This is a genomic window from Leclercia adecarboxylata (assembly GCF_006171285.1).
In the GTDB taxonomy this organism is placed as follows: domain Bacteria; phylum Pseudomonadota; class Gammaproteobacteria; order Enterobacterales; family Enterobacteriaceae; genus Enterobacter; species Enterobacter barmai.
This window is the reverse complement of the sequence record NZ_CP040889.1, coordinates 4991645-5007341: the sequence shown is the minus strand read 5'-3', so window position 1 is coordinate 5007341 and position 15697 is coordinate 4991645. Positions and strand designations below refer to the sequence as shown.

Genomic DNA, 15697 nt, shown 5'->3' with positions numbered 1-15697 from the left:
GTCTGCTTTGAGTGAGGAGCGCAAATGGATAAAGCCCTCATGAGTTCTTTTTCAATGACCTAACTTTTGAGAGGCACTGGGTTAGATCATGTTTCATGTTTGCAATACAATATATATTTAAACTTAGGTTTATAACTTAAATGTTAGTTCCTGATCTAAACCAGATTATTAATCACTCCTAGAGTGAAATGAGTTAAGCCAAGAGTTGATAAAATTAATAGGTTTTTTTACAATATCTGGATGTTTGCTAGCGAACAGGCATCTAAAATAACTATGCTGAGCTAAACTTACAATTCAAATTGTACCGAGGATAAAATGCAAGTACAACATCATACTGAACCAAACTTGAAGAATGAGATTGTGGCTTTATTTAAGGCTTCTCAATTGATACCTTTTTTTGGCAGTGGATTTACTAGAGATATTAGAGCAAAAAATGGTAAAGTTCCTGATGCTATTAAATTTACGGAGTTGATTAGGAATATAGCGGCAGAAAAAGAAGGGTTAACACAAACAGAAATAGATGAAATTCTAAGAATCAGCCAGCTTAAAAAAGCGTTTGGACTTCTAAATATGGAGGAATATATACCCAAACGAAAATCGAAGGCATTATTAGGTAACATTTTTTCAGAGTGTAAACTCTCTGATCACGAAAAGACAAAAATAATAAATTTAGATTGGCCTCATATTTTCACGTTTAATATTGACGATGCTATAGAAAACGTTAATAGGAAATACAAAATTCTGCATCCAAATCGAGCAGTTCAGAGAGAATTTATATCTGCTAATAAGTGTCTATTCAAAATTCATGGCGATATTACTGAATTTATTAAATACGAAGATCAAAATCTGATTTTTACTTGGCGTGAATATGCACACAGTATAGAAGAAAATAAATCCATGCTTTCCTTTTTATCTGAGGAAGCCAAAAACTCAGCTTTCCTTTTCATAGGTTGCAGTCTTGATGGAGAGCTTGATTTAATGCATTTATCAAGAAGCACACCATTTAAGAAATCAATTTATTTGAAGAAAGGATATTTAAATTTAGAAGAAAAAATAGCTCTTTCGGAGTACGGCATCGAAAAAGTAATTACCTTTGACACTTACGATCAGATATATCAATGGTTAAATAACACACTTCAGAATGTTGAGCGAAAATCCCCCACAAGAAGTTTCGAACTCGATGACTCCAAGTTAATGAAAGAAGAGGCTATAAATTTATTCGCTAATGGAGGCCCTGTAACTAAAATAGTGGATAATAAAAGAATCCTGCGAAATTCTATAACTTTTTCTCAACGAGATGTCTGTGATGATGCAATTAAAGCACTACGTAATCATGACTATATCCTAATTACAGGTCGACGCTTCAGCGGAAAATCTGTACTTTTATTTCAAATTATTGAGGCAAAAAAAGAATATAATGCCTCTTATTACTCTTCGACTGACACATTCGATCCTTCCATTAAAAACTCATTGATAAAATTCGAGAATCATATATTCGTTTTCGACTCTAATTTCTTTAATGCACAAAGCATTGATGAAATTTTAACCACAAGGGTGCATCCTAGTAACAAAGTTGTTTTATGCTCGAGTTTTGGTGACGCAGAGTTATATAGATTCAAGTTAAAGGATAAAAAGATATTACATACCGAAATTCAGATTAAAAATAACTTGATTAATGAAGAAGGTAACTTTCTCAATGATAAGCTTTCTTTTGAGGGGCTACCACTTTATAAATCTTCAGAAACGTTGTTGAATTTTGCTTATCGATACTATAGCGAGTATAAAAATAGACTAAGTGGTTCTAATTTATTTAATAAGCAATTTGATGAAGATTCAATGTTTGTTTTGATTTTAATTGCAGCTTTTAATAAAGCCACATATGGTCATATCAACAGTCACAATAAATATTTTGATATTCAGAATTTTATTTCGCAAAATGATAGATTATTTGAATTGGAGTCAACTAACACAGATCCAAGTGGAGTTATAATCTGCAATTCACCATCCTGGCTTTTAAGAGTTATCAGTGATTATATTGATAAGAATCCTGCATCTTATAAAACAGTATCTGATTTAATAATATCTCTTGCGTCAAAAGGATTTCTTGCAGCATCAAGGAACCTTATAAGCTTTGATAAACTAAATGAACTTGGGAATGGAAAAAATGTCCATAAATTTATCAGGGACATATATAAGGAAATTGCACATACCTATCGTGAAGATATGCACTACTGGTTACAAAGGGCTAAGTCAGAATTAATATCGGCACACACAATTGATGACCTCGTCGAAGGAATGAGTTATGCAAGCAAAGTAAGACTCGATAGTGCCGAGTTTAAAAATCAAACTTATTACAGTGCCACATTAGTATTAGCGCAGTTGTCTGCAAGGGCTCTATCTATAAATAATGATAAAATATATGCGCTGAGCTTCTTTGAAAGTAGCCTAGAATCCATCCGGAATTATAATAATAACTCGAGGCACATAAACAAAATGATGGATAAAAATGATGGTGGCTTTAGATATGCAATACAATATCTTAAGGATAATCCATTAATAGAACTCCTTCCTCGTAAGGACGAAGTTAATGAATTAATTAACTTCTATGAGAGTCGTAAGAAATAATCATCCTTAAATTAATAAATGGCAAGTAACTCATTCCCTTGTCATTTATTAAACTCTTAAGAGCCTTATCCCGAAAAGTATTAATCTGAGCTAATAAGATTGTTTTTAGTTATGTCATTATTTTATTGCCAATATATTTACACTTAAGCATTGGCAGGCAGCGGATAGTTATTTTTGGCTTGTGAATAAGCCTTTTAATAATAGAACTGTAAGACAATCGCTTTGATTTTTTGAAATTTATCTCAATGTTAAATTCTTCCGCTTTTGGCACAAAAGGGCTAGAGCAGACAGATTTAATGAGATAAGGGTATAGATGAATTCTCCATACCCTTGAACGATTACTTCCCAGTTGATTTGCTTGGTTTCAGTCCTGGGGTATTACCGGGTGTATCCTTATTATCACGTCTGCGTTGATCGGGTTTTCCTGTTGATTTTGCAATTGGTTTTGGACCAGGTTTAAGCCCCATAATCGTACTCCTTAGCCATGTCAGAGGTTATTCCTCAGTGTGGATATAAGGGGAGCGGTAAGAATTATCAAGCTTGGATGGGCGGTGAAAAGTGACTACTTGACTATTATGTGAGCAATGTCAGCTTTTGACATTTAGAGGGGCTTTGTTGAATAAATCAGATTTCGGGTAAGTCTCCCCCGTAGCGGGTTGTGTTTTCAGGCAATACGCACGCTTTCAGGCATACCTGCTTTCGTCATTTTGTTCAGCGCTCGTACCAGGGCCATAGCCTCCGCAACCTGACCATCGTAGTCACGCAGCGTCAGTGAACCCCCGAACAGCTGTTTTACCCGGTACATCGCCGTTTCCGCTATCGAGCGACGGTTGTAATCTGTTGTCCATTTCCACCGCGCATTAGTAAGCGTCAAGCCACTGCCGCCTGTTGCGATTACTAACGATTGACGATGATAGAGTCCTCTTATTAACGTTAATGGACTCTATCAATGTCAAACACTCTTCAGCCCCGCAGGGCGCGGGCGTCCTACTCAATGGACTTTAAGCTGGCTCTCGTCGAAAAGTCATATCAGCCTGGAGCCTGTGTTGCCCGGTTGGCGCGGGATAATGGAATTAATGACAATCTGCTGTTTACCTGGCGCCAGCGTTACAGACATCTTCTGCCCGATGAAATACAACGGTCAATCAGAGAGCAAGACTCTGTTATCCCCGTTGTCTTGCCTGATATGGTCCTGTCACACCATGCTGAGCCGCACTATGAATCCGCCGCTCCAGCCTGCCGCGAGGCCATGACATGCGAGGTGACTGTCGGCGGTGCCAGCCTGCGTCTGTCCGGGGATTTATCACCTGCACTTCTGAAAACGCTGATCCGCGAGCTGAGCGGGAGGAGCCGATGATACCCTTACCGTCAGGCACTCGTATCTGGCTGGTTGCCGGGGTCACCGATATGCGTAAGTCCTTCAATGGTCTGGGCGAACTGGTCCAGCATGTTCTTGATGACAATCCGTTCTCCGGCCACCTGTTTATCTTCCGTGGTCGTAAAGGTGACACCGTGAGGATCCTCTGGGCTGATGCTGACGGTCTGTGTCTGTTTACCAAACGTCTGGAAGAGGGACAGTTCGTCTGGCCTGCTGTACGCGACGGCAAAATCGCCATCACCCGCTCACAACTCGCCATGCTCCTCGATAAGCTGGACTGGCGGCAACCTAAAACTGCACGCCTTAACTCACTGACGATGTTGTAAAAAGCGCATGACCGCATTATAAATGGGGTCATGAGTCAGGACTATCTCGCCCGTATCGCTGCGCTGGAAGACGCGCTTCGCCAGAAAGACAGCCAGCTCAGTCTCGTTGCTGAGACTGAGTCGTTCCTGCGTTCGGCGCTGGCCCGCGCAGAAGAGAAAATAGAGAACGAAGAGCGTGAAATAGAACATCTGCGGGCTCAGATAGAAAAACTGCGCCGAATGCTGTTCGGTACCCGTTCAGAAAAGCTACGCCGGCAGGTCGAAGAAGCCGAAGCCCTGCTGAAACAGCAGGAGCAGCAAAGCGATCGTTACAACGGCCGGGACAATGATCAGCAGGTTCCGCGTCAGTTGCGCCAGTCCCGTCATCGTCGCCCGTTACCGGAACATCTTCCCCGCGAAATAAACAGACTGGAGCCAGCTGAAACCAGCTGTCCTGGTTGCGGTAGTGATATGGCCTATCTCAGCGAAGTCAGCGCGGAGCAACTGGAGCTGGTCTCCAGCGCCCTGAAAGTGATCCGCACGGTCAGAGTGAAAAGGCCTGTACCCGATGCGACTGCGTCGTTGAAGCGCCAGCGCCCTCACGTCCTATCGACCGGGGCATCGCCGGGCCGGGTCTGCTGGCCCGCGTGTTAACGGCCAAATACTGTGAACACCTGCCGCTGTATCGCCAGTGCGAAATCTTTGCCCGTCAGGGTGTGGATCTGAGTCGTGCGCTGCTCTCCAACTGGGTGGATGCGTGCTGCCGGTTAATGGCCCCGCTGGATGAAGCCCTCTACCACTACGTGATGGACTGCCGCAAACTGCATACGGATGACACTCCGGTGCCCGTGCTGGCGCCGGGCAGAAAGAAGACGAAAACCGGGCGTATCTGGACATATGTCCGTGATAACAGAAGCGCGGGTTCATCAGATCCGCCAGCGGCATGGTTCGCCTTCTCACCGGACCGACAGGGGAAACACCCTCAGCAACATCTTCGGCACTATCATGGCGTGCTGCAGGCAGATGCCTTCGCAGGGTACGACAGGTTGTTCAGCGCAGAGCGTGAAGGTGGCCCGTTGACAGAAGCGGCATGCTGGGCTCATGCGCGGCGCAAAATCCATGACGTCTATATCAGCACCCGGACGGCCACAGCAGAGGAGGCTCTGAAGCGCATCAGTGAGTTATACGCGATAGAAGAGGAAATACGCGGCCTTCCGGCATCTCAGCGGCTGGCCGCCAGACGGTCCCGAAGTAAACCGTTGCTGATATCCCTGCATGACTGGTTGGTGGAGAAAAGTGCCACTCTGTCGAAAAAATCCCGGTTAGGCGAGGCGTTCGCTTATGCACTGAACCAGTGGGATGCCCTGTGTTACTACTGCGATGATGGTCTGGCAGAGCCGGATAATAACGCTGCTGAGCGAGCGCTACGAGCGGTCTGTCTGGGCAAGAAAAACTACATCTTCTTCGGCAGTGATCATGGTGGTGAACGTGGTGCCCTGCTGTATGGTCTGATCGGAACGTGCAGGCTGAACGGTATCGATCCAGAGGGTTACCTTCGCCATATCCTGAGCGTATTGCCGGAGTGGCCCATCAACAAAGTGGCCGAACTGCTGCCATGGAACGTAGATCTCACCAATAAATAGCCGTCAATACGGCGCTCACTTAACGCTTACGCGCATTACTCCCGGTCATTCGCTGATTAGCCACTGCACGGTTACGGTCTGCATATTCACCGGGCCAGTAACCCGCACCTTTTCGGGGAGGGATAAGCGCGCTGATTTTCTTACGCCGCAGTTCATCGTGACAGAGCCGGGTGTCGTAAGCGCCGTCTGCCGATGCTGCCCTGATTTTTCTGTGAGTCTGCCGGATAAGACCCGGGAAGGCTTCTGAGTCCGTCACATTGTTCAGCGACAGGTCTGCACAGATGATTTCATGTGTTTTGCTGTCAACTGCCAGATGCAACTTTCGCCATATACGACGGCGTTCTTTGCCGTGTTTTTTGACTTTCCATTCGCCTTCACCAAAGACCTTCAGCCCGGTGGAATCAATCACCAGATGCGCGATTTCACCCCGGGTGAACGTTTTGAAACTGACATTAACCGACTTTGCGCGCTTGCTGACACTGGTGTAATCCGGGCAGCGCAACGGAACATTCATCAGTGTAAAAATGGAATCAATAAAACCCTGTGCAGCCCGCAGGGTCAACCTGAACACGCGTTTAATGACCAGAACGGTGGTGATGGCGAGATCAGAATAGCGCTGAGGTCTTCCCCGTGATGAAGGCGTTGCCGACTCATACCAGGCCTGAATAGCTTCATCATCCAGCCAGAAAGTTATGGAGCCACGGTTGATGAGGGCTTTATTGTAGGTGGGCCAGTTGGTGATTTTGAACTTTTGCTTTGCCACGGAACGGTCTGCGTTGTCGGGAAGATGCGTGATCTGATCCTTCAACTCAGCAAAAGTTCGATTTATTCAACAAAGTCATTTAGAGGCCAGCCCATTACTGAAGTAAGCCAAAAATGAGTCGCGATGAGCCCTCAACAATGAGGGCCACCTCGGAGATTGTCAGGCTGATTGTGCCAATTGACGATGCAGGACCTGAAGACTAGTTCCCGCCCCTGCCCATGCAGCAGCCGAGCCGACCACATACAGGTTTTGCTTGGCGCGTGAGACGGCTACATTGATTATGTTTGGCGGGCTTGCCGCCCACTGACGCGCCCTTTGCTGACTCGCTTTCGGCGCACCCAGCAACAGGATTACCGTGTCCGCCTCTCGGCCCTGGAACGTGTGGATTGTGCCTACACGATCACGGCACCATTCATCCAGCTTTACGCCGAACGTTCGCAGCAGGTCGGTTTCTCTGTCGAGACGCCGACGCATGTTCTGCTCTATGATCTTGAATGGTGTAATGATAAATACGTCTGGATTTGTAGTGCCCGATGCTGCCAGCTCTTTTAGCATTCGTACAACCGCTTCGCCCTCATCGGGACACCACTTCGTCTCAGCATCGCCATTGATATCCACCCAGCGAGATCTTCCCAATGCCAAGCCGATAGATCCAGGTCTTTTAGGCCCGACAGCATGGACCATTTGCTTGGCATACGCGATGGAGTTAGAAACGTCGAACATTGGGTTCTGGCAACGCCTGTGAACGAGAAGTGGCAGCCCGACTTCTCGATCACCTACGTCCATGACGAAGGTGGATTTGAAGCGCGATGCCTGATCAGCAAGGGTCTGCGTAGATGCTGCGGGGGCAGACCATTCGACTTGGTCAATGTCAAAGAACTTGCAGATTTCGGCGTTCAGCTTTTCAGGAAGTGAAACTACAGGTGGGATTTGCAACGGGTCACCTACCACGATGGAGCGCTTTGCCCGCATGATAGCTCCAACTGCTGCCTGAGGAACGGCCTGGCCCGCTTCATCTACCAGAAGCCAGCCAATGCTCTCTGGTGGCAGATCCCCGAACATTGAAGTGGTTTACTGAATTTGGCCACCTGAACAGAGGTGATATGCTCACCTCAGAACAACACAGGTGCCATAATGAAAAAAAGAAATTTCAGCGCAGAGTTTAAACGCGAATCCGCTCAACTGGTCGTTGACCAGAATTACACCGTGGCAGATGCAGCCAGCGCTATGGATGTCGGCCTTTCCACAATGACGCGATGGGTGAAACAATTACGTGATGAGCGGCAGGGAAAAACACCAAAAGCCTCCCCCATTACCCCGGAACAAATTGAAATCCGTGAGCTCAGGAAAAAGCTACAACGTATTGAAATGGAAAATGAAATATTAAAAAAGGCTACCGCGCTCTTGATGTCAGACTCCCTGAACAGTTCTCGATAATCGGGAAACTCAGGGCGCGTTATCCTGTGGCCACTCTCTGCCATGTGTTCGGGGTCCATCGCAGCAGCTACAAATACTGGAAAACCGTCCTGAAAAGCCAGACGGCAGACGGGCTGTATTACGCAGCCAGGTACTTGAACTGCATGGCATCAGCCACGGCTCTGCCGGAGCAAGAAGCATCGCCACAATGGCAACCCAGAGAGGCTACCAGATGGGGCGCTGGCTTGCTGGCAGACTCATGAAAGAGCTGGGGCTGGTCAGTTGCCAGCAGCCGACTCACCGGTATAAGCGTGGCGGTCATGAGCACGTTGCTATCCCGAATCATCTTGAGCGACAGTTCGCCGTAACGGAACCAAATCAGGTGTGGTGCGGTGATGTGACCTATATCTGGACGGGTAAGCGCTGGGCGTACCTCGCCGTTGTTCTCGACCTGTTCGCAAGAAAACCAGTGGGCTGGGCCATGTCGTTCTCGCCGGACAGCAGGCTTACCATGAAAGCACTGGAAATGGCATGGGAAACCCGTGGTAAGCCCGTCGGGGTGATGTTCCACAGCGATCAAGGCAGTCATTATACGAGCAGGCAGTTCCGGCAGTTACTGTGGCGATACCGGATCAGGCAGAGTATGAGTCGGCGTGGAAACTGCTGGGATAACAGCCCAATGGAGCGCTTCTTCAGGAGTCTGAAGAACGAATGGGTGCCAGCGACGGGCTATGTAAGCTTCAGCGATGCAGCTCACGCAATAACGGACTATATCGTTGGATATTACAGCGCACTAAGACCGCACGAATATAATGGTGGGTTACCACCAAACGAATCAGAAAACCGATACTGGAAAAACTCTAACGCGGTGGCCAGTTTTAGTTGACCACAACACATTTCTCCCGAGCTTCGGCAAGTTTGACTGTTGGGTATTCACCCAACGCGAACATGCTGGATTTGCCGTTGAGTTTAAACCGATAGCGCCATGCCTTTTTGCCGTTGGGTTTTACTTCGAGGTAGAGACCATTGAAGTCATTGAGTCGATAGAGTTTTTCTTTCGGCTTAGCAGTGCGGCATTGCGTATCAGTGAGCATAGCGAGTCCTTGTCTATTTCTTAGACCGCTATTGTACTCACCTAAAATGAAGATGAAAACTGATTGTACTCATGTCTGTACTCATTTTTGACTGCGCTGCTATGAGACGAGTTGAGACATTATGAAAAGGAAAATCCACGCAAGTGCGTGGATTTTATGGGTTTTTTCAGTCTTCATGCGATTCGCTGAGATCGCATGAGACAACAGAAACGAATTAGACGTTAAACAGGAAGTTCATCACATCGCCATCTTTAACGATGTAGTCTTTCCCTTCTGCACGCATCTTGCCGGCTTCTTTCGCGCCTTGCTCACCTTTGTAGGTGATGAAGTCTTCAAACGCGATAGTCTGGGCACGGATAAAGCCTTTCTCAAAGTCGGTGTGGATCTTGCCCGCAGCCTGTGGAGCGGTCGCACCGACAGGGATGGTCCATGCACGCACTTCTTTTACGCCCGCGGTGAAGTAGGTCTGCAGGTTCAGCAGCTCATAACCGGCGCGGATCACACGGTTCAGGCCCGGCTCTTCCAGACCCAGTTCGGCCATGAACTCTTCACGGTCGGCATCGTCCAGTTCGGCAATATCAGACTCGACAGCAGCACACACTGCCACCACAACAGAACCTTCCGCCGCCGCGATTTCGCGTACTTTGTCGAGGTATGGGTTGTTTTCAAAACCGTCTTCGTTGACGTTGGCGATATACATGGTTGGCTTCAGGGTCAGGAAGCTCAGGTATTTGATCGCCGCTTTGTCTTCTTCAGTCAGGTTTTTCAGCGCGCGCAGCATGCCTGCGTTTTCGAGCTGTGGCAGACATTTTTCCAGCGCAGCCTGTTCAGCTTTCGCGTCTTTATCGCCGCCTTTGGCTTTCTTCTGCACGCGGTGCAGGGCGCGCTCGCAGGTGTCGAGGTCAGACAGCGCCAGCTCGGTGTTGATAACTTCAATATCGTCAGCCGGATCCACTTTGTTGTTCACGTGGATGATGTTGTCGTTCTCGAAGCAGCGCACAACGTGGCCGATCGCTTCGGTTTCACGGATGTTGGTCAGGAACTGGTTACCCAGGCCTTCACCTTTGGATGCGCCTTTTACCAGGCCTGCGATGTCCACAAACTCCATGGTGGTCGGCAGAATACGCTGCGGTTTTACGATCTCGGCAAGCTGATCCAGACGCGGATCGGGCATGGGTACGACACCGGTGTTTGGCTCGATGGTACAGAACGGGAAGTTCGCCGCTTCGATGCCCGCTTTAGTCAGCGCGTTAAACAGGGTGGATTTGCCAACGTTAGGCAGACCAACGATACCGCATTTGAATCCCATTTCTGAATCACCTTAATATCTTGATATTCAACGCGTTGACATTAACGAGTCGAAGAAAAGTAAAAAACTACGCCTATTATACACGTAACCCGCAGCCTGCGGGGCAAAAAAGGCATTTCGCGCCGGTTATTGCGCTTTGAAAGCGTGAAGACGGTTAGTGGCTTTGGTTAAGCCATCCTGCAGCCAGATCTCGGTGCAACGCGCCGCTTCGTCTACCGCTTCGTCGATCAGTTTCTGCTCGGAAACCGGGGGTTTACCGAGGACAAAACCAACAACTTTGTTTTTATCGCCCGGATGGCCAATACCCACGCGTAAGCGGTGGAAGTTGGGGTTATTGCCCAGTTTGCTGATGATGTCTTTCAGGCCGTTATGCCCACCGTGGCCGCCGCCCAGTTTGAATTTAGCCACGCCCGGCGGCAGATCCAGTTCGTCGTGCGCTACCAGGATTTCATCCGGGTTGATGCGATAAAAGGTCGCCATCGCGGCAACGGCCTTACCGCTTAAATTCATAAACGTGGTCGGCACCAGCAGACGCACATCGGCTCCGGCCAGGTTAATGCGTGAGGTAAACCCGTAGAATTTAGGTTCTTCACGCAGGGGAGCGCGCAACCGCTCGGCCAACAGATCGACATACCATGCGCCCGCATTATGGCGGGTGGCCGCATATTCCGCGCCGGGGTTGGCCAGGCCGACAATCAGTTTAATCGTCACGTTTTTGTTCCTGAAAGTGCTAAGACTGGCGCGTAGTGTACTGTCTGCCGCGTCGGTTGACAAAATTCTGCGTGCCGACGCGTAAAAGCTGAATAATACCGCCTTTGAACCATTAGAATTTCATGCTACTCAAAGGCTTATTTGTAAAGTTTTGTTGCACTGAAGTACGTATTTGTGATCGCTCACGCACTCCGCAAAAAGGGTGTTGTCTATACTTTACACACAAGGATTGGGGAGATTATTCCCTGACAACCCAAAGTTCCGGAGGTGACATATGAAACGCAAAAACGCTTCGCTACTCGGTAACGTGCTGATGGGGTTGGGATTAGTCGTCATGGTTGTCGGCGTCGGTTATTCCATTTTAAACCAGCTTCCGCAACTTGACCTGCCGCAATACTTCGCGCATGGCGCGGTGCTCAGCATCTTCCTGGGTGCGGTGCTGTGGCTCGCGGGGGCTCGCGTCAGCGGCCACGAGCAGGTTTGCGACAGATACTGGTGGGTGCGCCACTACGATAAACGCTGCCGTCGCGATCAGCATAAGCACAGTTAACCTGCGACAGCGCGAAAAGCGGTTTCTTCGGAAGCCGTTTTTTTTTGCCTTTTTCCTTGACCCTCACGTAACGTAAGCCCCCAGAGTGACCGTGATGGCGAGATAAAAGGAGCAGCAATGTTAATCCAGGTTGGCCTGTTGGCGAAGAGAGCGGGGATCACCGTTCGCACGTTGCACCACTATGAGCAAACCGGCTTGCTGCTTCCCTCCGCCAGAAGTGCGGCAGGTTACCGTCTTTATACCCTCGCGGATGTACAGCGGCTGCACCGAATCCAGGTGCTGGCCAAAGCGGGGCTGGAACTTGCCGAAATCAAAGAGATTCTCGATCGGGATCCCCGCTCCATGGTGGACGTACTGAGTGTGCAAATCGCCCTGCTGGATAAACAGCTGCGCGGCATACAGACGCTGCGCGAACAGCTGATGGGCCTGCGTGGCGCGATGGCCGCAGGGGCAGAGCCCGATCTGGAATCCTGGTTACAGACGCTGGAGTTAATGACGATGTACGATCGCTGGTTCAGTAAAGAAGAGTTACAGGCATTACCCTTTGCGCAGCAGAGTGACGCCCTGGCCGGGATCTGGGCCGGGCTGGTGGCGGAAGTGCAAAGCCTGCTGGCGGAAAAGGTGGACGTTGCCGACCCGCGCGCCACCGATCTGGCGACGCGCTGGATGACGCAGCTTGAGCAGGATACCGCGAGCAATCCGGCCTTCCTGACCCGGCTGAATGAGATGCACAGCGTGGAGCCACAGATGCGCGAGCAGACGGGGATCAACGCTGAAATTCTGGATTTCATCACCCGGGCGTTTGCCGAGAGCAAGCTGGCAATCTGGGCGCGCTACCTGACACCCGAGGAGATGGCGTTTACCCGCGCGCACTATTTTGATCGCATGATGGAGTGGCCGGCGCTGGTGGCAAAACTGCATCAGGCGAGCCGGGACGGCGTGAGTGCAGATAGCCCGGAAGCCCAGCGGCTGGCAGAAAACTGGCTGGAGCTGTTCCAGTCTTACGCCGGGACGCATCCAGTTACTCAGCAAAAATTCCGCCTTGCGATGCAGCAGGAGCCGCATCTGATGAAGGGAACCTGGATGACGCCTGCCGTGCTTGAGTGGCTCCAGCAGGCGATCGGGATCATGATGCAGCGGAGGATGTCACAGATCCGCTAACGCAGCGTCGCGATCCGGATAGAACGCCAGACGACCCGCAATGGGTTGAACCCCTGCGCGCGCCATCGTGCGCAGGGGCTGGAACTCGAGATTGGTGACCCGCAGTTCGCAGCCTTCCGGCAGACGTTGCACAAAACGCTGGAAGGCGTCCAGCCCGCCGGCATCCAGTACCGGCACCGCATCCCACTTCAGCACCACGATGCGTTTGCCCGCGATGCGCGACTCCAGTTCGCTGAACAGCCCTTCGGCGGCGGCAAAGAACAGCGGGCCGATCACCCGCAGCACCAGCACGTCATCCGGCACCGTAACGTTCACTGTCGCCAGACGGGTCATGCGGGCGATACGGCGCATAAACAGCAGCGATGCCAGCACAATCCCGACGCTTATCGCAATCACCATATCAAACAGCACCGTCAGCGACATGCAGATCAGCATCACGATGATGTCGTCCTTCGGCGCGCGACGGAGCAGGTTGACCACTTTATGCGCCTCGCTCATGTTCCATGCCACCATTAGCAGCAGGGCGGCCATCGCGGATAGCGGCAGCCAGGAGAGTAGCGGCGCCAGCACCAGCAGGGCGAGGATCACCAGTATCGAGTGGATCACCGCCGAGACCGGCGAGGTGGCACCCGCACGCACGTTGGCTGCCGAGCGGGCGATGGCCGCCGTGGCGGTGATCCCGCCGAAGAACGGCGCGATGATGTTGCCCAGCCCCTGACCGACCAGTTCGCTGTTGGCTTTATGTTTGGTGCCGGTCATCCCGTCCAGCACCACGGCGCAGAGCAGAGACTCAATCGCCCCCAGCATCGCCATAGAAAAAGCGGCAGGCAGCAGGGCACGCAGGGAGTCCCAGCTTAAGGTGAAGCTGGAGCCGGGCATGTCCCATGGCAGTACCAGCTGGGGCAGAAGCTGCGGGATGCCATTACCCTGCGAACCATCGGCCAGAACATAGTGGAACTGTGAGCCAATCGTCGCGACATGGCCGCCCAGCAGGTTGACCACCCCCATCACCGCGCAGCCCAGCAGCAGGGCGGGCAGGTGGCCCGGCAGGCGGATGCCCAGCCGCGGCCAGAGGATCAGCGTGCCCAGCGTCACCACGCCGATCGCGGCATCGCCGGGGTTGGCGGTCGGCAGCGCCATCACCAGCGCCCCCACTTTTTGCAGGTAGTGTTCCGGTACGTGGGCCATCTGCAGGCCAAGGAAATCCTTGATCTGCATGGTCCCGATGGTAATGCCGATCCCGGAGGTAAAGCCGAGGGTGACGGAAAGCGGGATGTACTCAATCAGCCTGCCAAAGCGCGCCAGGCCGAACAGAATCAAAAATACCCCGGACATCAGGGTCGCCACCAGCAAACCGGCAAGGCCGAACTGCTGAGAAACCGGATAGAGGATCACCACGAAGGCTGCGGTCGGCCCGGAGACGCTAAAGCGTGACCCGCCGGTCAGGGCAATGACAATCCCGGCAACGGCGGCGGTGTACAGGCCATACTGCGGCGCCACGCCGCTGCCAATAGCCAGCGCCATCGCCAGCGGAATCGCAATAATGCCGACCGTAATCCCGGCGATCAGGTCACGGGTAAACCGCGACAGAGTGTATTTCTCTTTCCAGCAGGCGTCGATGAGGGCGCGGAAGGGAAGAACATGAGAGGAAGCGTTTTTCACAATCATTATCCAGTTGCGCATCATCTGTCATATCAATGGCAGGTGAAGGAGGCATTAATCATACAAATAAATGCTACAGACAAAAAAACCCGCCGTAGCGGGTTTTCAGACTGCGGCCGATTAGTGTTCGAACATCGCAGAGATGGATTCTTCGTTGCTGATACGACGAATCGCTTCGGCCAGCATCCCGGACAGAGTCAAAGTACGCACGTTTGGCAGCGCTTTGATTTCGTCGCTCAGTGGGATGGTGTCGCAGACGACAACTTCGTCAATGACGGAGTTGCGCAGGTTGTTTACAGCATTGCCGGAGAAGATCGGGTGAGTTGCGTAGGCGAACACGCGTTTAGCACCACGCTCTTTTAGCGCTTCGGCGGCTTTGCACAGAGTGCCGCCGGTGTCGATCATGTCGTCAACCAGCACGCAGTCACGGCCAGCGACGTCACCGATGATGTGCATCACCTGAGAAACGTTAGCGCGTGGACGGCGTTTGTCGATGATCGCCATGTCGGTGTCATTCAGCAGTTTGGCGATAGCGCGAGCGCGAACCACGCCGCCGATGTCCGGAGAAACCACAATCGGGTTGTCCAGGTTCAGCTGCAGCATGTCTTCCAGCAGGATTGGGCTGCCGAATACGTTATCAACCGGAACATCAAAGAAGCCCTGGATCTGCTCGGCATGCAGGTCAACCGTCAGAACACGGTCAACGCCTACGCTTGAGAGGAAGTCAGCAACAACTTTTGCGGTAATTGGCACACGTGCGGAACGGACGCGACGGTCCTGACGGGCATAGCCAAAGTAAGGGATTACAGCAGTGATACGGCCAGCGGAAGCACGGCGCAGGGCATCGACCATGACAACCAGTTCCATCAGGTTGTCGTTAGTTGGAGCACAGGTGGACTGGATGATGAAAATATCACCACCGCGTACATTTTCGTTAATTTGTACGCTGACTTCGCCATCGCTAAAGCGACCTACGGCGGCGTCGCCAAGAGAAGTGTACAGGCGGTTGGCAATACGTTGTGCTAGTTCCGGGGTGGCGTTACCAGCAAAAAGCTTCATATCAGGCACGAGAAGAACCTC

Annotated in this window: 9 protein-coding genes and 6 pseudogenes; 7 read left to right on the top strand and 8 right to left on the bottom strand. The window is 50.8% G+C overall.

Annotation, left to right across the window (positions count from 1 at the left end; genetic code table 11):
* Window positions 1-315: 315 nt before the first annotated feature.
* A complete protein-coding gene (gene avs5, locus FHN83_RS25645) occupies window positions 316-2625 on the top strand; it encodes an AVAST type 5 anti-phage protein Avs5 (RefSeq protein WP_139565349.1) in 2310 nt (769 codons plus the stop codon).
* Window positions 2626-3289: 664 nt separating this feature from the next.
* Here avs5 and FHN83_RS25640 read toward each other — a convergent pair.
* Window positions 3290-3496: pseudogene (locus FHN83_RS25640) on the bottom strand (IS5/IS1182 family transposase); the annotation flags it as partial.
* 78 nt (window positions 3497-3574) lie between these two features.
* Between FHN83_RS25640 and tnpA the strand changes: the two are divergent.
* The 3 genes and pseudogenes from tnpA to tnpC all read left to right on the top strand — a co-directional run bounded on the left by tnpA (window position 3575) and on the right by tnpC (window position 5951).
* Entirely contained in the window at window positions 3575-3982 is a 408-nt protein-coding gene (gene tnpA, locus FHN83_RS25635; RefSeq protein WP_048242260.1) for an IS66-like element accessory protein TnpA, read from the top strand.
* A complete protein-coding gene (tnpB, locus tag FHN83_RS25630; RefSeq protein WP_021567584.1) occupies window positions 3979-4329 on the top strand; it encodes an IS66 family insertion sequence element accessory protein TnpB in 351 nt (116 codons plus the stop codon). Before tnpA ends, tnpB begins: the two co-directional genes overlap by 4 nt.
* A gap of 30 nt (window positions 4330-4359) precedes the next feature.
* Window positions 4360-5951, top strand: a pseudogene (gene tnpC, locus FHN83_RS25625) (IS66 family transposase).
* 28 nt (window positions 5952-5979) lie between these two features.
* Here the strand turns inward: tnpC and FHN83_RS25620 are convergent.
* Window positions 5980-6759 (bottom strand): annotated as a pseudogene (locus FHN83_RS25620) (IS5 family transposase); the annotation flags it as partial.
* 114 nt (window positions 6760-6873) lie between these two features.
* Window positions 6874-7779 (bottom strand): annotated as a pseudogene (locus FHN83_RS25615) (DEAD/DEAH box helicase); the annotation flags it as partial.
* A 69-nt stretch (window positions 7780-7848) separates the two neighbouring features.
* On the opposite strand from FHN83_RS25615, the pseudogene FHN83_RS25610 reads away from it, so the two are divergent.
* Window positions 7849-9016 (top strand): annotated as a pseudogene (locus FHN83_RS25610) (IS3-like element ISEc52 family transposase).
* A gap of 7 nt (window positions 9017-9023) precedes the next feature.
* Here FHN83_RS25610 and FHN83_RS25605 read toward each other — a convergent pair.
* The 3 genes and pseudogenes from FHN83_RS25605 to pth form a co-directional block, all read right to left on the bottom strand.
* Window positions 9024-9224 (bottom strand): annotated as a pseudogene (locus FHN83_RS25605) (Arm DNA-binding domain-containing protein); the annotation flags it as partial.
* Window positions 9225-9438: 214 nt separating this feature from the next.
* Window positions 9439-10533 carry a redox-regulated ATPase YchF gene (gene ychF, locus FHN83_RS25600; protein ID WP_032611353.1) on the bottom strand — a complete coding sequence of 365 codons (1095 nt, stop codon included), beginning with the start codon at window positions 10531-10533 and terminating at the stop codon, window positions 9439-9441.
* Between the two features lie 126 nt (window positions 10534-10659).
* Entirely contained in the window at window positions 10660-11244 is a 585-nt protein-coding gene (pth, locus tag FHN83_RS25595; protein WP_039030723.1) for an aminoacyl-tRNA hydrolase, read from the bottom strand.
* Between the two features lie 274 nt (window positions 11245-11518).
* Here pth and ychH point away from each other — a divergent pair, with 274 nt between their 5' ends.
* Both ychH and FHN83_RS25585 read left to right on the top strand, forming a co-directional pair.
* Window positions 11519-11794 carry a stress-induced protein YchH gene (ychH, locus tag FHN83_RS25590; RefSeq protein WP_039030722.1) on the top strand — a complete coding sequence of 92 codons (276 nt, stop codon included), beginning with the start codon at window positions 11519-11521 and terminating at the stop codon, window positions 11792-11794.
* A gap of 117 nt (window positions 11795-11911) precedes the next feature.
* Window positions 11912-12955 (top strand): MerR family transcriptional regulator, encoded by a 1044-nt coding sequence (locus FHN83_RS25585; RefSeq protein WP_139565348.1) that lies wholly within the window; start codon window positions 11912-11914, stop codon window positions 12953-12955.
* Here the strand turns inward: FHN83_RS25585 and dauA are convergent.
* Window positions 12941-14617, bottom strand: a complete 1677-nt coding sequence (dauA, locus tag FHN83_RS25580) for a C4-dicarboxylic acid transporter DauA (RefSeq protein WP_176556532.1) — start codon at window positions 14615-14617, stop codon at window positions 12941-12943. The two genes, FHN83_RS25585 and dauA, sit on opposite strands and share 15 nt — an antisense overlap.
* A gap of 120 nt (window positions 14618-14737) precedes the next feature.
* A complete protein-coding gene (prs, locus tag FHN83_RS25575) occupies window positions 14738-15685 on the bottom strand; it encodes a ribose-phosphate diphosphokinase (RefSeq protein WP_003856663.1) in 948 nt (315 codons plus the stop codon).
* Window positions 15686-15697 lie beyond the last annotated feature (12 nt).

Bases quoted from the DNA above. Each gene is read 5' to 3' on its own strand.
- tnpA (WP_048242260.1), top strand. From the start codon at position 3,575: ATGTCAAACACTCTTCAGCCCCGCAGGGCGCGGGCGTCCTACTCAATG.
- tnpB (WP_021567584.1), top strand. From the start codon at position 3,979: ATGATACCCTTACCGTCAGGCACTCGTATCTGGCTGGTTGCCGGGGTC.
- ychH (WP_039030722.1), top strand. From the start codon at position 11,519: ATGAAACGCAAAAACGCTTCGCTACTCGGTAACGTGCTGATGGGGTTG.
- avs5 (WP_139565349.1), top strand. From the start codon at position 316: ATGCAAGTACAACATCATACTGAACCAAACTTGAAGAATGAGATTGTG.
- ychF (WP_032611353.1), bottom strand. From the start codon at position 10,533: ATGGGATTCAAATGCGGTATCGTTGGTCTGCCTAACGTTGGCAAATCC.
- FHN83_RS25585 (WP_139565348.1), top strand. From the start codon at position 11,912: ATGTTAATCCAGGTTGGCCTGTTGGCGAAGAGAGCGGGGATCACCGTT.